At 71.8% G+C, this 21463-nt stretch carries 20 protein-coding genes, 1 tRNA gene and 1 pseudogene; 10 read left to right on the top strand and 12 right to left on the bottom strand.

The features are described 5' to 3' along the window. The first annotated feature begins 182 nt into the window (after positions 1-182). The 4 genes from AB0F58_RS05220 to AB0F58_RS05235 are packed head-to-tail and all read left to right on the top strand — an operon-like array spanning position 183 to position 3423. The gene (locus AB0F58_RS05220; RefSeq protein ID WP_357138120.1) at positions 183-983 is read left to right on the top strand and encodes a DUF881 domain-containing protein; all 801 of its coding nucleotides are present in this window, start codon (positions 183-185) and stop codon (positions 981-983) included. Then, entirely contained in the window at positions 980-2488 is a 1509-nt protein-coding gene (locus tag AB0F58_RS05225; protein ID WP_357138123.1) for a class E sortase, read from the top strand. The genes AB0F58_RS05220 and AB0F58_RS05225 overlap by 4 nt, the downstream gene beginning before the upstream one ends. Before the next feature lie 4 nt (positions 2489-2492). After that, complete coding sequence (locus AB0F58_RS05230) at positions 2493-2768, top strand: hypothetical protein (RefSeq protein ID WP_357138126.1); 276 nt, start codon at positions 2493-2495, stop codon at positions 2766-2768. Positions 2769-2772: 4 nt separating this feature from the next. Further along, positions 2773-3423 (top strand): aminodeoxychorismate/anthranilate synthase component II, encoded by a 651-nt coding sequence (locus tag AB0F58_RS05235; RefSeq protein WP_357138129.1) that lies wholly within the window; start codon positions 2773-2775, stop codon positions 3421-3423. Positions 3424-3435: 12 nt separating this feature from the next. On the opposite strand, the gene pknB is transcribed toward AB0F58_RS05235, so the two are convergent. The 7 genes and pseudogenes from pknB to AB0F58_RS05270 form a co-directional block, all read right to left on the bottom strand. Continuing rightward, the gene (gene pknB / locus AB0F58_RS05240) at positions 3436-5256 is read right to left on the bottom strand and encodes a Stk1 family PASTA domain-containing Ser/Thr kinase (protein WP_357138131.1); all 1821 of its coding nucleotides are present in this window, start codon (positions 5254-5256) and stop codon (positions 3436-3438) included. After that, complete coding sequence (locus AB0F58_RS05245) at positions 5253-6689, bottom strand: protein kinase (protein ID WP_357138134.1); 1437 nt, start codon at positions 6687-6689, stop codon at positions 5253-5255. Before AB0F58_RS05245 ends, pknB begins: the two co-directional genes overlap by 4 nt. A gap of 3 nt (positions 6690-6692) precedes the next feature. Beyond that, positions 6693-8204, bottom strand: a complete 1512-nt coding sequence (locus AB0F58_RS05250) for a penicillin-binding protein 2 (RefSeq protein ID WP_357138136.1) — start codon at positions 8202-8204, stop codon at positions 6693-6695. Next, positions 8201-9631 (bottom strand): FtsW/RodA/SpoVE family cell cycle protein, encoded by a 1431-nt coding sequence (locus AB0F58_RS05255; RefSeq protein WP_357138733.1) that lies wholly within the window; start codon positions 9629-9631, stop codon positions 8201-8203. Before AB0F58_RS05255 ends, AB0F58_RS05250 begins: the two co-directional genes overlap by 4 nt. Before the next feature lie 85 nt (positions 9632-9716). Further along, positions 9717-11135, bottom strand: coding sequence for a BofC C-terminal domain-containing protein (locus AB0F58_RS05260; RefSeq protein ID WP_357138139.1), 1419 nt, complete (start codon positions 11133-11135; stop codon positions 9717-9719). Next, complete coding sequence (locus AB0F58_RS05265; protein WP_088981322.1) at positions 11132-11620, bottom strand: FHA domain-containing protein; 489 nt, start codon at positions 11618-11620, stop codon at positions 11132-11134. The genes AB0F58_RS05260 and AB0F58_RS05265 overlap by 4 nt, the downstream gene beginning before the upstream one ends. Positions 11621-11626: 6 nt before the next feature. Continuing rightward, positions 11627-12414 (bottom strand): annotated as a pseudogene (locus AB0F58_RS05270) (DUF3662 and FHA domain-containing protein). A 210-nt stretch (positions 12415-12624) separates the two neighbouring features. Here AB0F58_RS05270 and AB0F58_RS05275 point away from each other — a divergent pair. The 3 genes from AB0F58_RS05275 (at position 12625) to AB0F58_RS05285 (ending at position 14695) form a co-directional block, all read left to right on the top strand. Further along, positions 12625-12710 (top strand) — tRNA-Leu (locus tag AB0F58_RS05275). A 111-nt stretch (positions 12711-12821) separates the two neighbouring features. Continuing rightward, the gene (locus AB0F58_RS05280) at positions 12822-13895 is read left to right on the top strand and encodes an NAD-dependent epimerase/dehydratase family protein (protein WP_357138141.1); all 1074 of its coding nucleotides are present in this window, start codon (positions 12822-12824) and stop codon (positions 13893-13895) included. Beyond that, positions 13892-14695 (top strand): WecB/TagA/CpsF family glycosyltransferase, encoded by an 804-nt coding sequence (locus tag AB0F58_RS05285; protein WP_357138144.1) that lies wholly within the window; start codon positions 13892-13894, stop codon positions 14693-14695. The genes AB0F58_RS05280 and AB0F58_RS05285 overlap by 4 nt, the downstream gene beginning before the upstream one ends. A gap of 52 nt (positions 14696-14747) precedes the next feature. Here the strand turns inward: AB0F58_RS05285 and AB0F58_RS05290 are convergent, their stop codons facing one another. Beyond that, positions 14748-16604, bottom strand: a complete 1857-nt coding sequence (locus AB0F58_RS05290; RefSeq protein WP_357138147.1) for a S8 family serine peptidase — start codon at positions 16602-16604, stop codon at positions 14748-14750. A 468-nt stretch (positions 16605-17072) separates the two neighbouring features. Here AB0F58_RS05290 and AB0F58_RS05295 point away from each other — a divergent pair, with 468 nt between their 5' ends. Continuing rightward, the gene (locus AB0F58_RS05295) at positions 17073-17297 is read left to right on the top strand and encodes a hypothetical protein (RefSeq protein WP_357138149.1); all 225 of its coding nucleotides are present in this window, start codon (positions 17073-17075) and stop codon (positions 17295-17297) included. Here AB0F58_RS05295 and AB0F58_RS05300 read toward each other — a convergent pair. The 3 genes from AB0F58_RS05300 to AB0F58_RS05310 all read right to left on the bottom strand — a co-directional run bounded on the left by AB0F58_RS05300 (position 17262) and on the right by AB0F58_RS05310 (position 19069). After that, entirely contained in the window at positions 17262-17672 is a 411-nt protein-coding gene (locus tag AB0F58_RS05300) for a hypothetical protein (protein WP_357138153.1), read from the bottom strand. The genes AB0F58_RS05295 and AB0F58_RS05300 overlap by 36 nt on opposite strands. A 324-nt stretch (positions 17673-17996) precedes the next feature. Beyond that, positions 17997-18218, bottom strand: a complete 222-nt coding sequence (locus AB0F58_RS05305; RefSeq protein ID WP_357138734.1) for a DUF397 domain-containing protein — start codon at positions 18216-18218, stop codon at positions 17997-17999. Beyond that, entirely contained in the window at positions 18188-19069 is an 882-nt protein-coding gene (locus tag AB0F58_RS05310; protein ID WP_357138156.1) for a helix-turn-helix transcriptional regulator, read from the bottom strand. Before AB0F58_RS05310 ends, AB0F58_RS05305 begins: the two co-directional genes overlap by 31 nt. A gap of 698 nt (positions 19070-19767) precedes the next feature. Here AB0F58_RS05310 and AB0F58_RS05315 point away from each other — a divergent pair. Further along, the gene (locus AB0F58_RS05315; RefSeq protein ID WP_357138737.1) at positions 19768-20055 is read left to right on the top strand and encodes a hypothetical protein; all 288 of its coding nucleotides are present in this window, start codon (positions 19768-19770) and stop codon (positions 20053-20055) included. 137 nt (positions 20056-20192) lie between these two features. Next, positions 20193-20618 carry a hypothetical protein gene (locus tag AB0F58_RS05320; protein ID WP_357138158.1) on the top strand — a complete coding sequence of 142 codons (426 nt, stop codon included), beginning with the start codon at positions 20193-20195 and terminating at the stop codon, positions 20616-20618. On the opposite strand, the gene AB0F58_RS05325 is transcribed toward AB0F58_RS05320, so the two are convergent. After that, a complete protein-coding gene (locus AB0F58_RS05325) occupies positions 20587-21351 on the bottom strand; it encodes a PASTA domain-containing protein (protein WP_357138161.1) in 765 nt (254 codons plus the stop codon). The two genes, AB0F58_RS05320 and AB0F58_RS05325, sit on opposite strands and share 32 nt — an antisense overlap. Positions 21352-21463: the final 112 nt, after the last annotated feature.

Raw genomic sequence — 21463 nt, forward strand, 5'->3', positions numbered from 1 at the left:
CCTGACAACCGGGCGCGAGGGCGACGGTCCATGGCCAATAATGTTTCGACAGCTAGCGTAGTCCGAGACGACCGTTCAGGCCATGAACGGGGTCGATCGAATGCGGGTAGTGACCGAAAAGAGCGGAACTGGTCGGGTGCCGAACCCGTTCTGACGGGTGACACCAGGGAAAGGAGCGCTCGGTGGAGTACACGTCCGGCGCGGCGTCCTGGCAGAAGGTGCTCCGGCGGGCAGTAGCCGGACTGCTGCCCCGACGACCGCGCCAACGACGCCCGGGGTGGTCGCTCGGCGTACCGCTGATCGCCGCCGCGGCGGGCCTGCTCTTCACCACCACCGCCACCACCGCCGGGGGCACCGCCCTCCGGGAGGACCGCCGGCCGCAGCTCACCCAGCTCATCGACGACACCCGGCAACGGGTGGAGGCGCGGGAGTCGCAGGCGGCAGGGCTCCGGGCGGACGTGGAACGGCAGACCGAGGAACTCGCCGACACCGACCAGCCGATCGCCGCGGAACGGGGTCGCGCGGCGGCCAGCCGGCAGTCCGCCGGGTTCACCGCACTCACCGGCTCGGGGGTCACCGTCGAACTCGACGACGCCCGGCGGCTCGAGAGCCTGCCCGGGGGAGCCAGCAACGACGACCTGGTCGTCCACCAGAGTGACGTCCAGGCGGTGGTGAACGCGCTCTGGGCCGGCGGAGCGGAGGCCATGTCAATCATGAACGTCCGCGTCCTCAGCACCAGCGCGGTACGCTGCGTAGGTAACACCCTGCTGCTGCACGGCCGGGTGTACTCCCCTCCGTTCAAGATCGTAGCGATCGGCGACCCCGCTGCCCTCCAGCGGGCCCTCGCCGCTTCCGAGGGAGTCCGGTTGTTCAAGGACGCGGTCGACCACTACCAGCTCGGCTACCGCGAAACCGTCTCCACGGTCAGCGTGCCGGCGTTCGAGGGTTCGACAGCGCTCCGTTCGGCGAAGGTTCCCCGGTGACCGGGACCTCCGACGACCGCGAAACCCGCCAGGGCTGGCACCACGCCGGTCATCCGGAGGAACCCACCGCCGTCCTTCCCCGGGTGGACCGCGCCGTCGAGCCGCGACCGCCCGCCGCCGGGCGCTGGCCGGACCCGGTGCCGCCGCGTCCCGGTCCGCCGCCGGCCGCACCGGCCCGCCCCGCGCCGCCACCGTGGGCACCCCCGACCGCTCCGCGTCCGTCGACGCAGCCGCCGGGACCACCGGCGGCTGCCGGTGCGGACAGCATCCGTCCCGCCACGCCCGGCCCGGCCCGGCGGCCGGATCCGACCGGCCCCCCGACCGGCCACGGCCCGGCCCGGCACCCGGCCCCGGGCGGCCCCGCCGGGGCGGCCGGCGGCCAACGATCGGGCGACGACATCGAGGGGCCGACCGTGGTCATCGCGGCGCTCGGCCCGCGCGGTGAGGAGCCCACCGCGCAGATCCCGGCCGTACCGGCGACGACACGGCCCGCCGCCGACCGCAGCCCCACCCGGCCGCTCGACGACCCTAGCCCCGCCCGGCCGCTCGACGACCGGAACCCGGTGGGTCGACCCGACCGGACGCCCGGGGCGGGTGGCCCGCAGGCCGTCCGGCCGAACGCACCCACGCCGGCTCTCGACACGACGGCCCTGATGGGTGCGGTCCCCCGTCTCCCGGCCCGCGACGACGAACCGGCCGCCGCCCGACCGGAGGCCGGTCCGCCGCCCCAGCCCCGCCGGGGCGAGCGGGTGGTGCAGCTACGCCCGGAGCAGACCGAGAAGGGCTACCGCAGCGTCTACTCCGAGCTGACCCGTCCGACGTTCTGGTCCCGGCTGCGCACCGGCATCCGGGTCAGCGGTGAGGTCCTCATCACCTTCGGCCTGGTGGTACTCCTCTTCGCCGGGTACGAGGTGTGGGGCAAGTCCGCCATCGTCGACGCTCACCAGAACGACCTCAGCCAGCAACTGGAACAGGTGTGGGGCCCGACCGGCGACCCCACCGTCGCGCCGTCCGCGCCCCCGGCTTCCCGCAGCACACCGGCGCCGCCGGTGCACGGCAAACCGATCGCCGGGCTGCACATCCCCGGCATCGACAAGAACTGGGTCGTGGTGGAGGGCGTCAACCAGAAGGACATCCGGTACGCCCCGGGGCACTACCCGGACAGCGCCATGCCCGGTGAACTGGGCAACTTCTCCGTCGCCGGGCACCGCAACCGGGCCACCTTCTGGCGGTTGGACGAGCTGGACGACGGCGACGCGATCGTGGTCGAGACCAAGGACACGTGGTACGTCTACCGCGTCTCCCAGTCGCGGATCGTCAAGCCCTCGCAGGTCGAGGTGGTCGCCCCGGTCCCCGGTCAGCTCGGGGCCAAGCCGACCCGGCGGATGCTCACCCTCACCACCTGCAACCCGAAGTTCGACAACTACCAGCGGCTGATCATCCACGCGGAGCTGGAACGCTCACAGGACAAGTCGGCGGGCAGCCCGGCCGAGCTGGAGGGTTGAGGTCGTGTACGGATGGATCTGGCGGAAGCTGCCCTTCGGGCTCCCCGGCAAGCTGATCGGCTCGGTGCTGCTCACCACGGCGACGGTGGCGCTGCTCTGGTACGTCGTCTTCCCCTGGGCCGAGCCGCTGCTCCCCTTCGACGACGTGCAGGTCACCCAGGACGCCGAGGTACCCGGTGGGGACTCCGGGGTCACCGGCGACGAGCCCTCCGGCGACGATCACGACCTGCCGTACGACACGGAGCAGAACAACACCCCGCCCCCCTCTCCGGACAGGTGAGTCGATGCGCGTACTGGTGATCGACAACTACGACTCGTTCGTCTTCAACCTCGTGCAGTACCTCGGCCAGCTCGGGGTGGAGTGCGAGGTACGCCGCAACGACGAGATCGACGTCGACGAGGTGGGTCGGGTCGGCGCGGCCGGCATCCTGCTCTCCCCCGGTCCGGGCAGTCCGGACCGGGCCGGCATCTGTCTCGATGTCGTCCACCGGTACGCCGGCGAGTTGCCGATCTTCGGCGTCTGCCTCGGCCACCAGGCGATCGGTGAGGCTTTCGGTGCCACCGTGGCCCGCGCCCCGGAGCTGCTGCACGGCAAGACCTCGCTGGTGCGGCACTCCTCGGCCGGTGTCCTGGCCGGGCTGCCCGACCCGTTCACCGCCACGCGGTACCACTCCCTGGCGGTGCTGCCCGAGACGCTGCCGGACGAGCTGGAGGTGACCGGCTGGACCGGCACCGGCGTGGTGATGGCGATGCGTCACCGCACCCTGCCCATCGAGGGGGTCCAGTTCCACCCGGAGTCCGTCCTCACCGAGGGCGGTCACCTGATGCTGGCCAACTGGCTCGCCACGTGCGGCTTCCCAGCGGCCCGGGAGCGGGCTCCCGAACTGGCCGCCGAGGTCGACGCCCGCCGCCTGGCCGCCTTCGCCACCGCCTGACCGGCGCCGGGGTCAGTTCTGGCGGGAGACGTCGTCGCGGGGCGGCGCGGTCGGGAACGGCAGGCTGCCACCGCGGCCACCGTCGGTCGGCGTCGGGGTCGGGGTCGGCCCCTCCGTCGGGGGCGTGCTCGGGTCCGGCTCGGGCTCCGGCTGGCTGACCGTGATGGTCACCGTCTGTCCCCGGGCCAGCGACGTCCCGCCGCCCGGACTCTGGCTGGTCACCCGCCCGGCCCGATCCTTCGGCACCTCACCGCCCTCACGGATCTTGACCTGGTAGCCGGCCTCCTTGAGCTCCTCCTCGGCGTCCTCCTGGCTCTCGCCGACCACGTCCGGCACCTGGCGGACGTTGCCCCGGGAGACCTCGACGACGACCTTGCCGCCCTCCTCGACGGTCTTGCCGGACGCCGGGGTCAGCTTGACGACCAGGCCCTCCGGCTCGTCGCTGTTGACGTCCTTCCGGTCCACGACGAGCTTCAGCGCCTTGAGCTGCGCCTCGACGTTCTCGAACCGGGACCCGACCAGGTTGCCCGGGATGGTGACCACCGGCTTGCCGCCGCACATGTGCAGCGTGACCGTCCCGTTCTCCTCGACCGCCTCGCCGGCCGGCGGCTCCTGCCGGGCGACGGTGTCCTTCTTGCAGTCGCTGCTGAGCACCGGCTCGCCCACCTGGGGACGCAACTTGGCGTTGGTCAGCTCGGCGGTCGCCACGTCCCGGGTCTTGCCGAGCAGGGTGGGGACCTGGACGGTGGTCTCCCGGTTCTGGAGCAGGAGCAGACCGGCGACCAGGGCGATGACCGCGAGCACGCCCAGACCGGCCAGGGTGGCGATCACCCAGGAGGAGGCGCGGCGTCGACGCGGATCCCCCACCCGGGCGGGGATCTGCCGGGTCTGCGGAGCGGTCGCCGCAGCCGGGAAGGCAGCCGCCGCGGGTGCCGGTCCCATCGCTGCCGTGTCGTCCTCGCGGAGCACGGGGGTGGCGGCCACCGGACGCCCGGCGGCGGCCCGGAGGAGGTCGGCCCGCATCTCCCCGGCACTCTGGTACCGGTTGAGCGGGTTCTTCGACAGCGCCTTGAGCACGATCGCGTCGATCGACGGGGTGACGTCCGGGTTGATGTCGCTCGGCGTCGGCGGAGCCTCCCGGACATGCTGGTACGCGACGCTGACCGGACTGTCACCGACGAACGGCGGGTGGCCGCAGAGCAGCTCGAACAGGACGCAGCCGGCGGCGTAGACGTCGGAGCGGGCGTCGACCGCCTCGCCCCGGGCCTGCTCGGGGGAGAGGTACTGGGCAGTGCCGATCACGGCGCTGGTCTGCGTCATCGTGGTCGCGCCACTGGCCAGCGCCCGGGCGATGCCGAAGTCCATCACCTTGACCTGGCCGGTCAGGGTGAGCATCACGTTGCCGGGCTTGATGTCCCGGTGGATGATCCCGTGCCGGTGGCTGAACTCCAGCGCCGCGCACATGTCGGCGGTGATCTCCAGCGCACGCCGGGGCTGGAGGCGGCCCTCCGCGCCGAGGACCTCCTTCAGGGTCCGTCCGTTGACGAACTCCATGACGATGAAGGGCAGGGTCTCGCCGGTCGGGGCCTTCTCCTCGCCGGTGTCGTAGACGGCGACGATGGCGGGATGGTTGAGCGAGGCGGCGTTCTGCGCCTCCCGGCGGAACCGCATCTGGAAGGTCTCGTCCCGGGCCAGGTCGGTCCGGAGCATCTTGATCGCGACATCCCGGCCGAGCCGCAGATCGCGACCGCGGTGCACCTCGGCCATGCCGCCGTAGCCGAGGAGCTCGCCGACCTGGTACCTGCCACCCAGCAGGCGGGCCTGCGCAGTCATCGCGTCTGTCGTCCTTCGCTCGTCGTCGTCCCGTCGCCACCCGGCACGGGCAGTCCCACCCGACGGTACGACGACGGGATCCCGTCGTCATCTCCGCTGGCTGTCGGCACCCCGGACATCACGTTCGGTGACCGGAGAAGGCCGGCCGAGCTGGCCTTCGAATCGTCCTGCAACCTGTAGGAAATCACGCCGGAACAGATCAGGACCAGTACGGCGAGCGCGATGACGACCAGAACCGCACGGGCCCGCGGCCCGCTCTCCGACGCGAGCGGCGGACCGGGCTGGTGTGCGTACCCGACCTGGCGCGGCGGAGCCGACGGGACGGGGGCCGCGCCCCGGGGGTAGCCGGGCGGCGCCATCGGTGGACGCGACTGGTTGACCGGCTGCGGGGCGACCGGGCGGTGCGCCATCGGCGGCGCGTTGCGGGGCGGGGACACCGGCACCGAGGCGACCGGACGCGACACTGTCGGCGGCCGGGCCTGCGGCGGCGGCCCCACCGGCGGCCTGGGCTGCTGTCGCTGCGGCGGCGGAACCTGTGCCCGGGCCGGCGGGGTCGCCGGGGACGAGGGGGCGACGGAAACCGGCCGCGCCCGTCCGCCGGGGCGGTTCTGGTGGGCGAGCGCTGCCTTGACCTGCCGGGCCGCGCCGGCCAGGGCGGCGGCGCTCGCCCAACGGGCCGCCGGATCCTTGGCCATGGCCCGGTCGACGAGGGCGCGGACCGTCGGGGGAATGTCCGCCGGGAGCGGACGCGGGGTCTCCCGGACGTGCCGCATCGCGATCTCCAGGGGGTTGTCCCCCTCGAACGGCCGGCGACCGGCGAGGCACTGGTAGGCGACCACCCCGAGGGCGTAGACGTCCGAGGCCGGGGTGGCCACCGCGCCCGCCGCCTGCTCCGGGGAGATGTACGAGGCGGTGCCGAGCACCGACCCGGCGGCCGTGAGCTGGCCGACCAGTTCGGAACGGGCGATGCCGAAGTCGGTCAGCACCAGCGTGCCGTTCGGCCGGACCAGCAGGTTGCCGGGCTTCACGTCACGGTGCACGATGCCCTTGCCGTGCGCGGCGTGCAGGGCGTCCGCGGCTTGGGCCACCAGCGCCATCGTCCGCGCCGGAGTGAGCCGGCCGACCCGGTTGAGCGTCGCCGAGAGGGCGTCCCCCTCGACGTACTCCATGATCAGGAAGGCGATCTGCTGGTCGCTGCCGAAGTCGTAGATGTCGACCACACCGGGATGGTTGATGGTCGCCATGGTGCGTGCCTCGCCGCGGAAGCGCTCGGCGAACCCCGGCTCGTCCAGCAACGCGGGAAGCAGGCTCTTGACCGCGACGACCCGGCCGAGCACCTGATCGGTGCCGCGCCAGACGTCGCCCATGCCACCACTGGCGATCCGCTCGTCGAGACGGTAGCGGTTGCCGAGCTGGACGCCGGGGCTGAGCATGTGTCACCGCCCTCCAGGGTCCGCGATGGCCGCCTGCATGATCCGCCCGGCGATCCGGGCCGCCTCGGCGCTGCCGCCTTCGCCGGCCGACTCCAGCATGACGCAGACGGCGGAAAGCGGCTTGCCGTCCTTGTCGAGGGCGAAGCCGATGAACCAGCCGTGGTCGTCGGTGTTCTCCCCGGCCTGCGCGGTGCCGGTCTTGCCGCCGACGGTGTACCCGCTGATCCGGGCGTTGCGACCGCTGCCCTCGCTCACCACGTTGACCATCATGTCCCGCAGGTCGTTGGCGACCTGGCCACTGACCGGCTGCCGGAGCTGCTTCGGGTCGGCGGTGTAGTAGTTGGTCGTCCGGTCCGGGCCGAGCCGCTGCTGGACCAGGTAGGGCCGCATCTGGCTGCCGTTGTTCGCCACCGTGGCGGCGATCAGGGCGCCCTGCAACGGGGTCATCCGGACGTCGAACTGACCGATCGACGACTGGGCCAGACCGGCCGGGTCGTCACCACCGTCCGGGTTCTTCATGTCCCCGGTACGGCTGGCGGCGACCGGGAGGCCGGCCTCGTCGAGGTGGCCGACGGTCAGGTCCTCCTGCTCGAAGCCGAACTGCCGGGCCTTTTCCTTGATCGTGTCAGCCCCGAGCCGGACGCCCAGCTTCGCGAAACCGGTGTTGCACGACTCGGTGACCGCGTTGATCAGGGTCACCTCGTCCTCCGGGCAGATCGACGGGTGGGCGTTGCGGATCGGCGTACCGGAGGTCGGAGCGGTGTAGCTGGGGCCGGCCGGAATGGCGGTCTCCTTGGTGACCCCGCTCTCCAGCGCCGCGGCGGCGACCACGATCTTGAAGGTCGAGCCGGGCGGCAGCGTCTCCCCGAACGCGCGGTTCTTCAGCGGCCCGTTCGGGTCGCCCTCCAGCTTGTTGTACGCCCCCGACGCCTCGCCACCGTTGTGGCTGGCCAGCGGGTTCGGGTCGAAGCTGGGCATGGAGACCAGGGCCTGGACCGCACCGGTGCGCGGGTCCAGCGCGATCGCCGCGCCCCGGGTCGCACCCACCTTGTTGTCGGCCAGCTGGGTGAACGCGGTGTCCTGCGCCCGCTTGGAGATGGAGAGCAGCACGTTGCCGCCGCCGGACGGTTCGCCGGTGACCCGGAGCATGTCCCGGAACCGGTCGGCGAAGAGCTGGTCGCTGGTGCCGGCGAGGAAGTCGTTCTCGGCCCGCTCGATGCCGGTGTTCCCAAGGTTGACCGGCTTGTAGCCGAGCACGTGCGCGTACTTCGCCCCGGCCGGGTAGGTCCGCAGGTACTTCAGGCTGCCGTTGGTTTCCTTGCTGGTGGCCACCGGGGTGCCGCCGGCCTCGATGTTGCCGCGCTTGCGGTCGTACTCGGCGACCTGGACCCGGCCGTTGTAGTCGCTGGTGCGGTACTCGTCGGCCTTGTAGGCCTGGATCCAGTTCAGGTTGAGGAAGAGCAGGCCGAAGAGAACCAGGACGACCACGCCGACCCGGCGGAGCGGTGCGTTCACGGGCGGATCACCTCCGTAGGAGCACCGTGGAGCTGCTCGGGCGGGTTGTTGCTGCCCGGTCGGGCGGCCGACCCACCGGAGACCGGACGCCGGCCGGCATCCGAGATCCGCAGCAGGGTGGCGATGAGCAGCCAGTTCGCCATCAGCGAGGAACCACCGGCGGAGAGGAACGGCGTGGTCTGGCCGGTCAGCGGGATGAGCCCGCTGATCCCACCGACGATCACGAAGACCTGGAGGCCGAGGGTGAAGGCCAGGCCACCGGCGACCAGCTTGCCGAACGAGTCCCGGACGGTGAGCGCGGCCCGCAGACCGCGCTGGACGATCAGCAGGTAGACCACCAGCAGGGCGGAGAGGCCGAAGAGGCCGATCTCCTCACCGATGCCGGCGAAGATGAAGTCGTTCTGCACCTCGGGCAGCACGTCCGGGGCGCCGCCGCCCGGACCGGCCCCGAAGAGGCCGCCGGTACCGAGGGCGAGCAGCCCCTGCACCAACTGGTAGCCGTCGTTGAGCGGATCGGCGAACGGGTCCAGCCAGATCTCGGCGCGCAGGTAGAAGTTGGCGAACGGTCCCCCGACCGCGCTGCCCAGGAAGTAGGCGAGGTACGCGCCGCCGAAGAAGAGCAGCAGACCGATGAGCAGCCAGCTCACCCGTTCGGTGGCGATGTAGAGCGTGACCACGAACATGCCGAAGTACAGCAGCGAGGTGCCCAGGTCCTTCTCGAAGACGAGCACGAGGAGGCTGATCAGCCAGACCACGACCACCGGGCCGAGGTCCCGGCCGCGAGGGAAGTCGATGCCGAGGAAGCGCCGGCTGGCCAACGAGAGCACCTCGCGCTTACGCACCAGGTAGTAGGCGAAGAAGACCAGCAGGGCGAGCTTGGCGAACTCACCGGGCTGGATGGAGAAGCTGCCGATCCGGATCCAGAGCTTGGCACCGTTGATCTCGGAGAACCGGTTGGGGAGCACGGCCGGGATCATCACCAGCACGATGCCGGCGAGCCCCAGCGTGTACGCGTACCGGGAGACCGAGCGGTGGTCACGCATGATCACCAGAAGCCCCGCCGCGAGGATCACCGAGACCAGGGTCCAGGCCAACTGTCGTCCGCCGGTACCGGCGAAGATCGCCAGGTCGGCCCGCTCGGTGGCCGGCGCGTCGGCCAGGTCGAGCCGGCGCAGGAAGCCGACGCCGAGGCCGTTGAGCAGGGCCACGGCGGGCAGCAGGGCCGGGTCGGCGAAGGGGGCGAGGTAGCGGATGACCACGTGCAGGCCGAGGAAGACCGCGCTGAGCGCGACGGCCGGGATCCAGAAGTCCCCGGTGATCTCGTCGAGCAGGTTCGCCTCGACCATGCCCCCGTACGCGGCGACCAGCACCATGGCGACCGCGAGCAGGGACAGCTCGGCGTTGCGTCGGGCACGGGCCAGGCGCAGGCCGGGCTGCTCGCCCGTCGTGCCGGGCGAGACTGCCGGGGTGGCCTGGGCGGTCACGGGCGGGTCCTCGGGGTCGGGCCGGCGCTCACTCGGGCGACCGACATCCCGCCGGTTCGAGGACCGGCGGAACCGCATCGGTGGGCAGGGCGTCCGGGGTGGGAGTGACGCTCGGCACGGCCGACGGCGTCGGGGTGACCCGGCCACCGACGGGCGGGCTGGCCGGAGTCGTCGAGGGCGCCGCCGTGGTCACGCCGGGGGTGGCGGTGGGGCTCGGCGGGCAGACCGGCTTCAGGTTGGGGTTGGCCGGGTCGTCGTCGGTCAGCTCGGCCAGCCGCCGGGTGGCGTCCGACTCGTTCTTGGCCTGGATACCCTGCTTGACCCGCTCCTGCGCGGCCGGGGTGAGATCCTCCAGGTCGGCGGCACTGGTGCGGTGCACGTTGGAGAGGTCGAGACCGGCGATCTGGCCGGGCACGCCTTGGAAGACGGCGAGCTGCCCGTCGTCCGTGGCGCCGACGTAGTACTGCCGCTGGGTGTAGCTCCAGCCGGCGAAGAGGCCGCCGCCGAGGATGGCGAGCAGGACGACCAGCAGCAGCGCGGTGCGTACCGGCCGGTGCCGGCGGCGCTCCGGCTCGTCGTCGCGGTTCGCCGGGGGCTCCTCGGGAGCCGACGGCCGGGGCGCGTTCAGGGCCGAGGCGCGGGCCGCCGGGGTGGAGACGTCCGCCGAGGTGGCCATGCCCCGGTCACGGGCCGCCGCGCCGCCGACGATCGGGCTGGCCTCGACGATGTCGTGGTCGGTCGCGTCGGCGATGATCACGGTGATGTTGTCCGGCCCGCCGCCGCGGAGCGCCAGCTGCACCAGTCGCTCGACACACTGCTGCGGGTCGGTGTACTCACGCATGGAGTCCGCGATGGTCTCCGCGCTGACCACGCCGGAGAGGCCGTCGCTACAGATGAGGTACCGGTCGCCGGCGAGGACCTGGCGGACGCTGTACTCCGGGTCGATGTCGCGGCCGTCCAGGGCCCGGGTGAGCAACGAGCGCTGGGGGTGGCTGCTCGCCTCCTCGGCGCTGATCCGTCCCTCGTCGACGAGCATCTGGACGTAGGTGTCGTCCTTGGTGACCTGGGCGAACTCCCCGTTGCGGAGGAGGTAGGCCCGGGAGTCGCCGATGTGGACCATGCCGAGCTTGGTGCCGGAGAAGAGGATCGCGGTGAGTGTCGTGCCCATCCCCTCGAGCTGGGGATTGGCGTCCACGGTGTCGCGGAGCTGCTGGTTGGCGGTGTCCACGGCCTGTCGCAACGCGTCGACGAGCGCGTCCCCGGGGACGTCCTCGTCGAGCGGCGCCATGGCACCGATGACGATGTTGCTGGCGACGTCACCGGCGGCCATGCCGCCCATGCCGTCGGCGACGGCGAGAAGCCGCGGTCCGGCGTAGACGGAATCCTGGTTACCGTCTCGGATCAGACCGCGGTCGCTGTGGGCCGCATAGCGCAGGGTCAGAGTCATGGCCGTAATTCGAGAGAAGTGCGGCCGATCCGGATCGGCACGCCGAGGGGGACGGGGGTTGGTCCGGTGACCTTAGCGCGATCCAGGTAGGTGCCGTTAGTCGAGCCGAGGTCCTCCACGAACCACTGCCCGTCACGGGGCAGCAGCCGGGCGTGCCGTGCGGAGGCGTAGTCGTCGGTGATGACCAGGGTGGAATCCTCCGCCCGGCCGATGGTGATGGGCGCTTCGCCCAGGGTGATCCGGGTGCCGGCGAGCTGCCCGGCGGTGACCACGAGCTGGTGGGCGGCCCGTCCCCGCTTGACCTTGGCCGGTTTCGCCGCTGCCTGGTTGGTGGCGGCGCCGACCGCACGGGGGGCGGCCACCAACCGGCCGGACCGAGCACCTGCGAAGAGGTCCCGCCGGATCACCCCCACCACCGTGAACACGAAGATCCACAGGAGGATGAGGAATCCGAACCGGGCGACGGTGATGACGAGCTCGGGCAAGGCGGGTCAGCCGTCCACGCGGAAGGTCAGGGTGGTGGTGCCGAGCTGGATCATGTCACCCGGGTTCAGCGCGACGGCGGAGACGCGCTGGCCGTTGACCATCGTGCCGTTGGTCGAGCCGAGGTCGGTGAGTACGACCTGACCACCGTCGAAGTCCAGCCGGGCGTGTCGCCGGGAGATGCCGACGTCGGGCAGGCGCAGGTTGGCCTGGTCACCCCGGCCGATCACGGTGGAGCCCATCTGGAGCGGGTAGGTCCGTCCGTCGCCGGAGACCAGCCGGACGTTGCGCGCGCCGCCGTGGCCGGGGGGCGGGCCGTAGCCGCCGCCCTGGTCGTACGCCGGGTATCCGGGCGGGCCGGCGTCGTAGCCGGGTGCCGAGACCGGGGCCACCTCGCCGCCGGTGTACACCTCGGCCGTGACCCGGAACATCCCCGTGTCCAGCCCCTCGCCCCGCTCGATCTCGACGATCACGTCGCCGTAGACCGTCCACGCCTGCTCACCGATGAACTCGGCCTGCGACTGGGCCAGCTCCTGGGCGAGCGCGGCGGCGTACGGTGCCAGCCGGCTGTGGTCGTACGGCGAGAGATCGATCACGTAGCGGTTGGGCACCAGGGTGCGCCCACCGGCGAGGATCGCCTTGTGCGCCTCAGCCTCCCGCTGCATGGCGTTGAGGATCTCCACGGGGTGGACTACACCCTTGAAGACCTTGGCAAAGGCTCCCTCGACCAGGCCTTCCAGACGCTTCTCGAAGCGTTGCAGCACGCTCACGGCTCCTCCTCGGGTCCCGAGGACATGATGGTATCCGGCCATCGCTCGCGCAGCTCACACGCCGCTCGGCCGCCTGCTGTCGGCCCGTTCGGACGGGCCCTGATCGCCGTGCTACTCTTCTCCCCGCCACGAACGGTAACCGATCGTGGCAACGGCCGGGAGCACGTACGATGTTCGGGCCACCCCACCAGCGATGGCGAGGGCGGCACGCATTAGAGTGATTCGGGTCATGCCACGGGGAAGTGGCGGAATGGCAGACGCGCACGGTTCAGGTCCGTGTACCCGAAAGGGTGTGAGGGTTCAACTCCCTCCTTCCCCACCAGAAGCCGAGGGCTCCGCAGCAGCGGGGCCCTCGTCGCGTCTACAGGACGGCCCGAACCGTCACGTTATGCTCCGGTGGTTCTTCTGCCCCCTATGACCCGTGGAGTGACGTGTGAGTGTCGCGGTGGTGACCGGTTCGGGCGGTCTGATCGGCTCGGAGGCGGTTCGGCACTTCGCCGGTCTCGGTCTCCAGGTGGTCGGCATCGACAACGACATGCGGCAGGAGTTCTTCGGCGCGGAGGCGTCCACCGCGTGGAACGTGCGCCGTCTCGCCGACGAGCTGGGCGCGGCGTACTCGCACCACGGCATCGACATCCGGGACCGGGACGCGCTGGCGGCGCTCTTCCGGCGGTACGGCCGCGACGTGGCGGTGGTGATCCACACCGCCGCGCAGCCCTCGCACGACTGGGCGGTGCGGGACCCCTTCACCGACTTCGACGTCAACGCGGCGGGCACGCTCAACGTGCTGCAGAACGTCCGGGAGCACTGCATCGACGCCCCCGTGATCCACTGCTCGACCAACAAGGTCTACGGGGACCGGCCGAACAGCCTGCCCCTGGTCGAGCGGGAGACGCGCTGGGAGATCGAGCCGGGCCACCCGTACGAGCAGGGCATCCGGGAGGACATGTCGATCGACGCCTGCCTGCACTCGATCTTCGGGGCCTCCAAGGTCGCCGCCGACGTGATGGTGCAGGAGTACGGCCGCTACTTCGACATGCGGACCGCCTGCTTCCGGGGCGGCACGCTGACCGGCCCGGCGCACTCCGCCACCGAACTGCACGGCTTCCTGGCGTACGTGATGCGCTGCAACATGGAACGCCGGACGTACAAGATCTTCGGTTACCAGGGCAAGCAGGTCCGGGACGCCATCCACAGCTCGGACGTGGTCTCGGCGTTCGAGGCGTTCTTCCGTAACCCGCGCTCGGCGGCGGTGTACAACCTCGGCGGCGGCCGACACTCGAACACCTCCAACCGGGAGGCGTTCGCGCTGGCCGAGGAGATCACCGGCCAGGAGATGATCACCGAGTACGTCGAGGCGAACCGGGTCGGCGACCACAAGTGGTGGATCGGGTCGAACGAGGCGTTCCAGCGGGACTACCCGGACTGGAAGCAGGTCTACGACGTACCGATGATCCTCCGCGAGATCCACGAGGCCAACGTCGAGAAGTGGGTGCCGCAGTCATGACCTCGCGCAAGCGCAACGTGCTCGGCGTCCTGGTGGACGCCACCGACTACGCCGCCGCCACCGAGGAGGTGGTCCGGGCCGCCCACGACCGGCGCCCGCTGGCGCTCACCGCGCTGGCCGTGCACGGCGTGATGACCGGTGTCCTCGACCCGGCGCACAACGCCCGGCTGAACTCCTTCGACGTGGTCACCCCGGACGGCCAGCCGGTGCGCTGGGCGCTCAACCTGCTGCACTCCGCCGGTCTCACCGACCGGGTCTACGGCCCGCAGCTCACCCTGCACGTGCTCGCCCGGTTCGCGACCGAGGGGCTGCCGGTCTACCTGTACGGCTCCACCGAGGAGACCCTCGGCCGGCTGATCCCGGCGCTGGAGCGGATGTTCCCCGACCTGAAGATCGCCGGGGTGGAGCCGTCGAAGTTCCGCCAGGTCCAGCCGGGCGAGGACGTCGAGATCGCCGACCGGATCCGGGCCAGCGGGGCCCGGCTCGTCTTGGTCGGGCTGGGCTGCCCGCGTCAGGAGATCTTCACGTACGCCATGCGTCCGCTGCTGGACATGCCGTTGATGGCGGTCGGCGCGGCCTTCGACTACCACGCCGGGCTGCTGCGTACGCCACCGCCGTGGATGCAGCGCGCCGGGCTGGAGTGGTTCTGGCGGCTCGGGCTGGAGCCGAAGCGGCTCTGGAAGCGGTACGTCATCCTCAACCCGGCCTACCTCGGCCGGCTGGCCGCCCAGAAGACCGGCCTGTGGAAGGCCCGCCCGCCGGCCCCGGCCAACGAGCGCCCGTCGAGCTTCGCGGTCTGACCGGCACGCGCAGGGGCCCCTCCGGCCGGAGGGGCCCCTGCGGTGGTGACGCCTAGAGGGTCAGCGTCCAGGTGTTGATGGTGCCGCTGTCGTTGCGGAAGGCGTCGCGCACCTGGAGCTTCCAGGTGCCGTCGGCAGCCTCACCGGCCAGGTTGGCGGTGTAGGTGGCGATGACGTTGTCCGCACCGTCGAAGAAGCTGCTGTTCTTCAGGCGGTAGGCGGTGCCGTCCGGGGCGATCAGGTCGATGACCAGGTCACCACGGAAGGTGTGCGAGATGTTCACCGCGACGGTCGAGGTGGCCGAGGCGGCCCGGCCGCAGCCGGAGATGGTGATCGAGCTGGTCGCCGTGCCCGGGTCCGGGATGGCCACGTCGGTGTCGTTGGTGCCGGTGCAGCTGCCGCCGCCGTTGCCGGTCACCGTCAGCGAGTAGGTCGCGGTCTTGCTGCCCGAGGTCGCGGTGCCGGTGACGGTCACCGTGTAGGTGCCGGGCGGGGTGCTCGCCGAGGTGCTGATGGTCAGCGCCGAGGAGGCACCCGAGGTGACGGTCGCCGGGACGAACGAGGCGGTCGCCCCGGACGGCAGCCCGCTGGCCGAGAGGCTCACCGACTGGGCGGAACCGTTGGTGGTGGCGGTGTTGACCGTGGCGGTCACCGAGCCGCCCGGCGCGGTCGAGCCGGAGGTCGGCGAGACCGAGACGGAGAAGTCGTTGGTCGGCGGCGGGGTGTCACCGTTGACGACGTAGAGCAGCTTGTTCGGCGAACCCGCTCCGGGGTTGGTCACCACGCCGTTGGTGGCGTTGTTGACCAGGCTGTCGCGGACCTGCTGCGGGGTCCAGGTCGGGTTGGCACCGACCACCAGGGCCGCCGCGCCGACCACGTGCGGCGTGGCCATCGAGGTGCCGCTGATGTTGTTGGTCGCGGTGTCGTTGGTGTTCCAGGCCGAGACGATCGACGAGCCCGGCGCGAAGATGTCCAGGCAGGCGCCGAAGCTCGAGAAGGACGACCGGGCGTCGGTGTTGGTCGTCGAGCCGACCGTGATGCCCTCGGCGGTACGGCCCGGCGAGCCGGTGCAGGCGTCGTTGTTGCTGTTGCCGGCGGCCAGACCGTAGGTCACGCCCGAGGCGATCGAGTTGCGGACCGCGGTGTCGAGCGTCGCGTTGGCGCCGCCGCCGAGGCTCATGTTGGCCACGGCCGGCTTCTGCGCGTTCGCGGTCACCCAGTCCACGCCGCCGATGACGCCGGCGTTGGTGCCGCTGCCCTGGCAGTTGAGCACCTTGACGGCGACCAGCTTGACGCCCTTGGCGATGCCGTACGCCGTACCGCCGACGGTGCCGGCGACGTGCGTGCCGTGCCCGTTGCAGTCGGTGTTGTTGGTGTCGACCGTGTTGGTGCCCCAGACCGCCCGGCCACCGAAGTCGGTGTGGGTGGTCCGGATGCCGGTGTCGACGATGTAGGCGGTGACGTTGCTCGCCGTACCGGGGTACGTGTACGAGTTGTCCAGCGGCAGCGCCCGCTGGTCGGACCGGTCCAGCCCCCAGGACGGCGTCGGGTTCTGGGTGGCCGCGATGCTGACCGTGTGGTTCTGCTCGACGTACGCGACGGCGGGGTCCGCCGCGATCCGCGCCGCGGTCTTCGCGTCGACGCGGACCTCGAAGCCGCGCAGCGCGGCGCTGTAGGTCCGGGCGACCTGACCACCGTGCTTGCCGACCAGCCGCTTGGCGGTGTCGCTCACCGTGGTCCGGGCAACCGTGGTGTCCTTGAACACGACGATGTAGCTGTCGGCCACGGCGGTGGCGCCGCCGGCCTTCAGGATCGCGCCGACCGGCTCGGCTGCCAGGGCCGGTGCGGCGGTCGCCGCCATCGACATGGCAGCCACCCCGACCAGAATCGACCTGCGTGGGAGACGCATCTCCCTACCTCCCTCCGACCGGCACGCCGTCCCCCCACTCAGGGAGATAGAAGATCGCCGATCAAGCTGAGGCTAGGCCGCTACCTACGTACAACGAAACATATCGAACTATCAATAACTCGGGGGGATGGTCCCGACGGGAACCGTCGACGAACCGGGGCCGCCCGGATTCGGCGGGCCGCCGAACGGGAAAGGTGTCCGCTATGGACAGCCACCTGGTCGCCCTGCTGCCCGTCCTGACGGTCTGGCTCGCCGCTGGCGTGGTCGCCGACGGGCTGCCCCGGCTGGACCGGGTACGCGCCCTCCGGCGGCGTACCGGATGGTTGATCGTCCTGAGTCTGACCGGCCTCGGCCTGATGGCGGCGGTCGTGCTCGCCGGCGCCCCAGGTACCCGTCCCGCCCGGCCTACGGGCCCACGCGGCTCATCCGCTGGTCGGGCTCCCCGTCCAGCTCACCGGCCTGGCGTTGGTGCCGGCCGTGGTCGCCACCGGTGGTTTCGGCCCGGACGCCGGCACCCCGCTCGCCGGACCGGCTCTCGCCCTGGGCCTGTTCGGCATCGCGGTGATCGGGGTACGGCACGCGCTGCGACACGGTCGACTCGTCGTCCGGACGGCACCCGGCAGCGGTGGACCGGCCGGCCCGGAGACGGCGGTGGGTTCACCGTCCGCCGCGCCCGCCGCCCTGCACGTATAGCAGCTCCAGAATCGCCCGGGTCGCCTCGAACCAGCGGTCCAGCCAGCCGGGCGGCGGCACGCTGCCCCGGGGCGGCAGTTCCAGCAGCAGGCCGCGCAGGAGCGGATGGTCCGCCAACTCCTCGCTGGGCTCGACCGGCCAGCCGGCCGGCGGGAACGACGGCTCGGTGAGCGGGTTCGTGTCCAGCGACGGCAGGGACAGCGGCCCGGCCTGGTCGGGCGCGCCCACGCTGCCGCCCTCCCGACCCCCGAGATCGGGGTCGGTGGAGACCACCTCGGTCAGGACGGTGTCCCGGCGGGCACCCCGGTACTTGCCGCCGAACCGCTCCGGCTTGCCCGGCCCGTTGGTGAGGTTGTCAGATCCGATCGTCGTCATCCGTCCACCTGCCTCGCTCGGTTGCGGATCCGTCCTGGCCGACCGCTCGGCCGATGACGAGAGGTACAACGAGATGGGACGGAAGTGGCGACGGGTGCCGGGGCCGCCGCGCGGGACCCCCGTCCGGGCCGACGGGCCGCCCGCGCGGGGCTGTTCCCGGTGCCGCGCGGGCCCGGACCGACGACGGGCACGACGAGGGCGCGGCCCTCGCCCCGGGCTGGCTGCCGGGGCGGGAAACCGCGCCACACTGTCACACCGGGCGGCGGTGGGATCCGGTCCGGAGCCGGGTCCCACCGCCGTCACGTCGGCCGGTCTGTCGGGCGGTCAGCCTCGGCCGAACGCCACACGCCTGGTGCCGCCGACGAAGGCGAGCCAGTCACCCGGGGCGAACACCAGGGCAGGCCCGGTCGGGTCCTTCGAGTCACGGACTCCGACCGCCCCGGTAACGAACGCCACCTCCACGCAGTTGTCGCAGTTCGGCCCGCTGCGCGAGCTCTTGAACCACGATGCGTGCGTCAGGTCCGCGGGGACCCTCTTGGTCGCCATTTCCACAACGGCTCCTCTGCCAGTTCTGCGATGTGTGCGATGGACGCCTCCGGTCGCATGGCCTGGGTTCGAATCTGGTCGAAGATGTAGTTGTAACGCTGAAGCTCGTCGCTCTTCTCGAGGAAGAGCCCACCCGTGGCATTCTCCGCGTACACGACATCCGGATCACCGGGCTCGGGGAAGTCGAGGATCGTGAACGACCCGTCCATGGCCGCATGAGCCCCGACGTGGAAGGGCAGCACCTGGATGGTGATGTTCGGCAGCTCGGCCAGTTCCACCAGCCGGGCCATCTGCGCCCGCATCACCTCGTCACTACCCACCGGCCGGCTCACCACCGCCTCATCGAGCACCACCCAAAGATCGATCGGAGTATCCCGGGTCAGTAACGACTGGCGGTTGGAACGGACACGCACCCGTTGGTCCACCTCGTCGGCGGGCATGTCCGGGCGGGCGAGTTCGATCATGGCTCGGGCGTAGTCGGCGGTCTGGAGCAGTCCCGGCACCACCTGCTGCTCGTACGCCCGCATCGACCCGGCGGCGTCCTCCAGCCCGACGTACGCCCCGGAGAGCACCGAACTGTACGGGTGCCACCAGCCCCGCTGACGCGCCTCCCGGGCGATCTGGACCAGTTCCTCGCTCTCGACCTCGGACACCCCGTAGATCGCGAGCATGTCCCGCACGTCGCGTGGGGTCACCGAGGTGTGCCCGGTCTCGATGCGCGAAACCTTCGACGCCGAGCACTCCAGCCGCTCGGCCACGGCCTCGATGGTGATCCCGGCGCCCTCCCGCAGCCGGCGCAGTTCCGCGCCGAGCCGGCGACGCCGGATCGTCGGGCTCCGGCGCTCACTCACCGGATCGACCCCCTGCCCACGGCTTCACGCTCCGCCGGCACGCTTCTTCCACACCATGTCCCAGCCCCGTTCGTACGGTGGTGGAGCTGGTAAGCACTTCTCGCGCTCACCGGGGTACCTCCGGTCGATCGCGCCCGCACTGGCTCGCCCGCCGAGGGCGCGACCGTCGACCGGCGGGCGATCGTTCGCGGCGGGGGATGGTCGCGGTCATCAGCCGGCCGCGGCGGCAAAAAACCGGCGTCCAGTGTGCCGGTTCCCTGACCACGGCATCAAGCGCCGACGATCGAGGGCATCCCGCGGGTCTGCCGTTCAGGTATCGGCAAAAGTCGACGTGCAACTTGCATGTGCTCCCCTACTCGTGCAGTCTGTCGGCATGGCTCGGGTCACTCACCGTTCTGATCTGGTTCCGGAACGCGGTCGCCGCGTCCCGGACGACCAGGACAGATTCCACCCGACCAGGACAAACAACATCGCCTCCGGGGTAAGGACCTCGCCGCTGGACGCCTGTCGGCTTCGGCGACGGGAGCGGTAACCGGAAGCACCGGGTGCTGGTCGGGCGCTACGCGCCACCGCGGGTACGACCCGGCCAGCCCCGCCTCACCATGCCGGTCCGCCCGAGCGGCACCACCGCGTCCGGGCCGGCTCCCTGTTCACACCTTCGCCGGCCCGTCCGCCGGCCGATCTTGACAGGAGCCAATGTGCTTCCCCGCTCTGGTGACGTAATGCACGTGACTCGTGCGGCGAGTGTGCAGTTTCGCCGGTCGATTCTGTTCCGTGTGATCCGTGTGCTGGACTGGCCGGCCTTCGACGGCTGGCTCTGGCTCGACGGCTACGAGCTGAACGCGGCGGGAGACGCGGTCAGCCGACGATCCATCTTCGTGCAACGTGCCGGGCTGGTGCGGGTGCAGGCCGCCCCCGAACCCCGGCCGCACACCGTCCGGACCACCCGGCGGCCGGCGGCCAGAACCCCGGTCCGCGTGAGCTGAGCTGGGCGTTTCCCCGATACCGGGTGGGCGGTGTCCATAGACTGGGTGGGCCCACCCCGGCAGGTGAAACCCCGCGCGTCCCGGACCCAGACCCTGGGATGACCATGCTCAACCGCACCGCCGCCCGTTCACGTTCCGTGTCCCGTACCAGCTACGCCATCGGCCTTCTCGTCCTGATCGGCGCCGCGACCGCACTCGTGGTCGTGGTCCGGGTGCCGGCCCACTCCACCACCCAGCTTCCCGTCCCGCCGCCCCGACCGGGCCCGTCGGCGTACGACGAGTCCCCGGCCGCCGGCGGCGGACGCCCGGAGCCGGCCGCGTCCGGCCGTGCGGACCCGCCGGTCGGGGCAGCCGCAGGGCGGTCGGGCGACGCACCGTCCCCGCGGACGGGGTCGGAGCCACCGCCCGGCCCCGCAGCCGGCCACCTCGCTCGGCCGCCGACTACCGGATCGGGCGACCCGGCCGAGAACCTCCACCGGTCCCTGGTCCTCTCCGGTCTGCTCGGGATGGCCATCTCCCTGACCGGCCTGGTCATCGTGGGGTCGCGCCGCCGGATGTGGTGACCGCCCGACCGGTCGCACCGGTGGTCGGGGTGCGGGTGGGCGCCGGCGTGGGGCTCGGCGTCGGAACGGCCGTCGACGGACGGACCGGGTCGCCGCCCTCGGAGACGACCAGGGTGACGTCGGTGCCGAGCGGAACCCGCTCGCCCGCCTGCGGCTCGGTCCCGATCACCGTCCCGGCCGGCCGGCCCGAGGTGCGCAACTCCGACCGGTACCCCAGCCCCAGCCGGTCCAGCGTGGCCTCGGCCACCGACCGGGGCAGCCCCACCAGGTCCGGCATGGGCACCCGGGCCGGCGTGGTCGCCACCCCGGTGCCCGGCGGGGTCGACGGTCCGGCCGTCGGCGGCTCGGCACTGGGCGAGGGCAGGGGCGCGGACGGCGTACCGCCCGGTCCGCTGCGGACGACCAGCCACAGGCCGAGCCCCAAGACGGCGAGGACGGCCAGCGCCACCGAGGCCACCAGGATCGGCATCCACCACCGTCGGTCGCCGTGCTCCTCGTCGTACCAATCGGTCGGGGTTTCCGGCTGCCGGAGCGACCTCGGCGGCGGGACCTCCGCCCGACCCGACCAGACGGCGGCGGGTCGTACCCGGGTCGGGTCCCCGGCCGCCGCCGACTCCGCGCGCCCGGCGCCGTCCCGCCCCCGGGGCGGTGGAGAACCGTCCGACGGCGGGATCCGTCCCGGACCGTTCCCGGGGACCTCTCCGGTCCACGACTCGTGACGGTCGTCGCTCATGGCACGTCCTTCCCGACCGGACGGACCACCGGCCCGCAACACCCCGAACTACCTACTCAACGGTGCTGGCCCCGGAAAGGTGGGTGCGGACCGTCCTCCGCCCCGGTGACCG

It is taken from the genome of Micromonospora sp. NPDC023956, assembly GCF_040639195.1.
In the GTDB taxonomy this organism is placed as follows: Bacteria; Actinomycetota; Actinomycetes; order Mycobacteriales; family Micromonosporaceae; genus Micromonospora.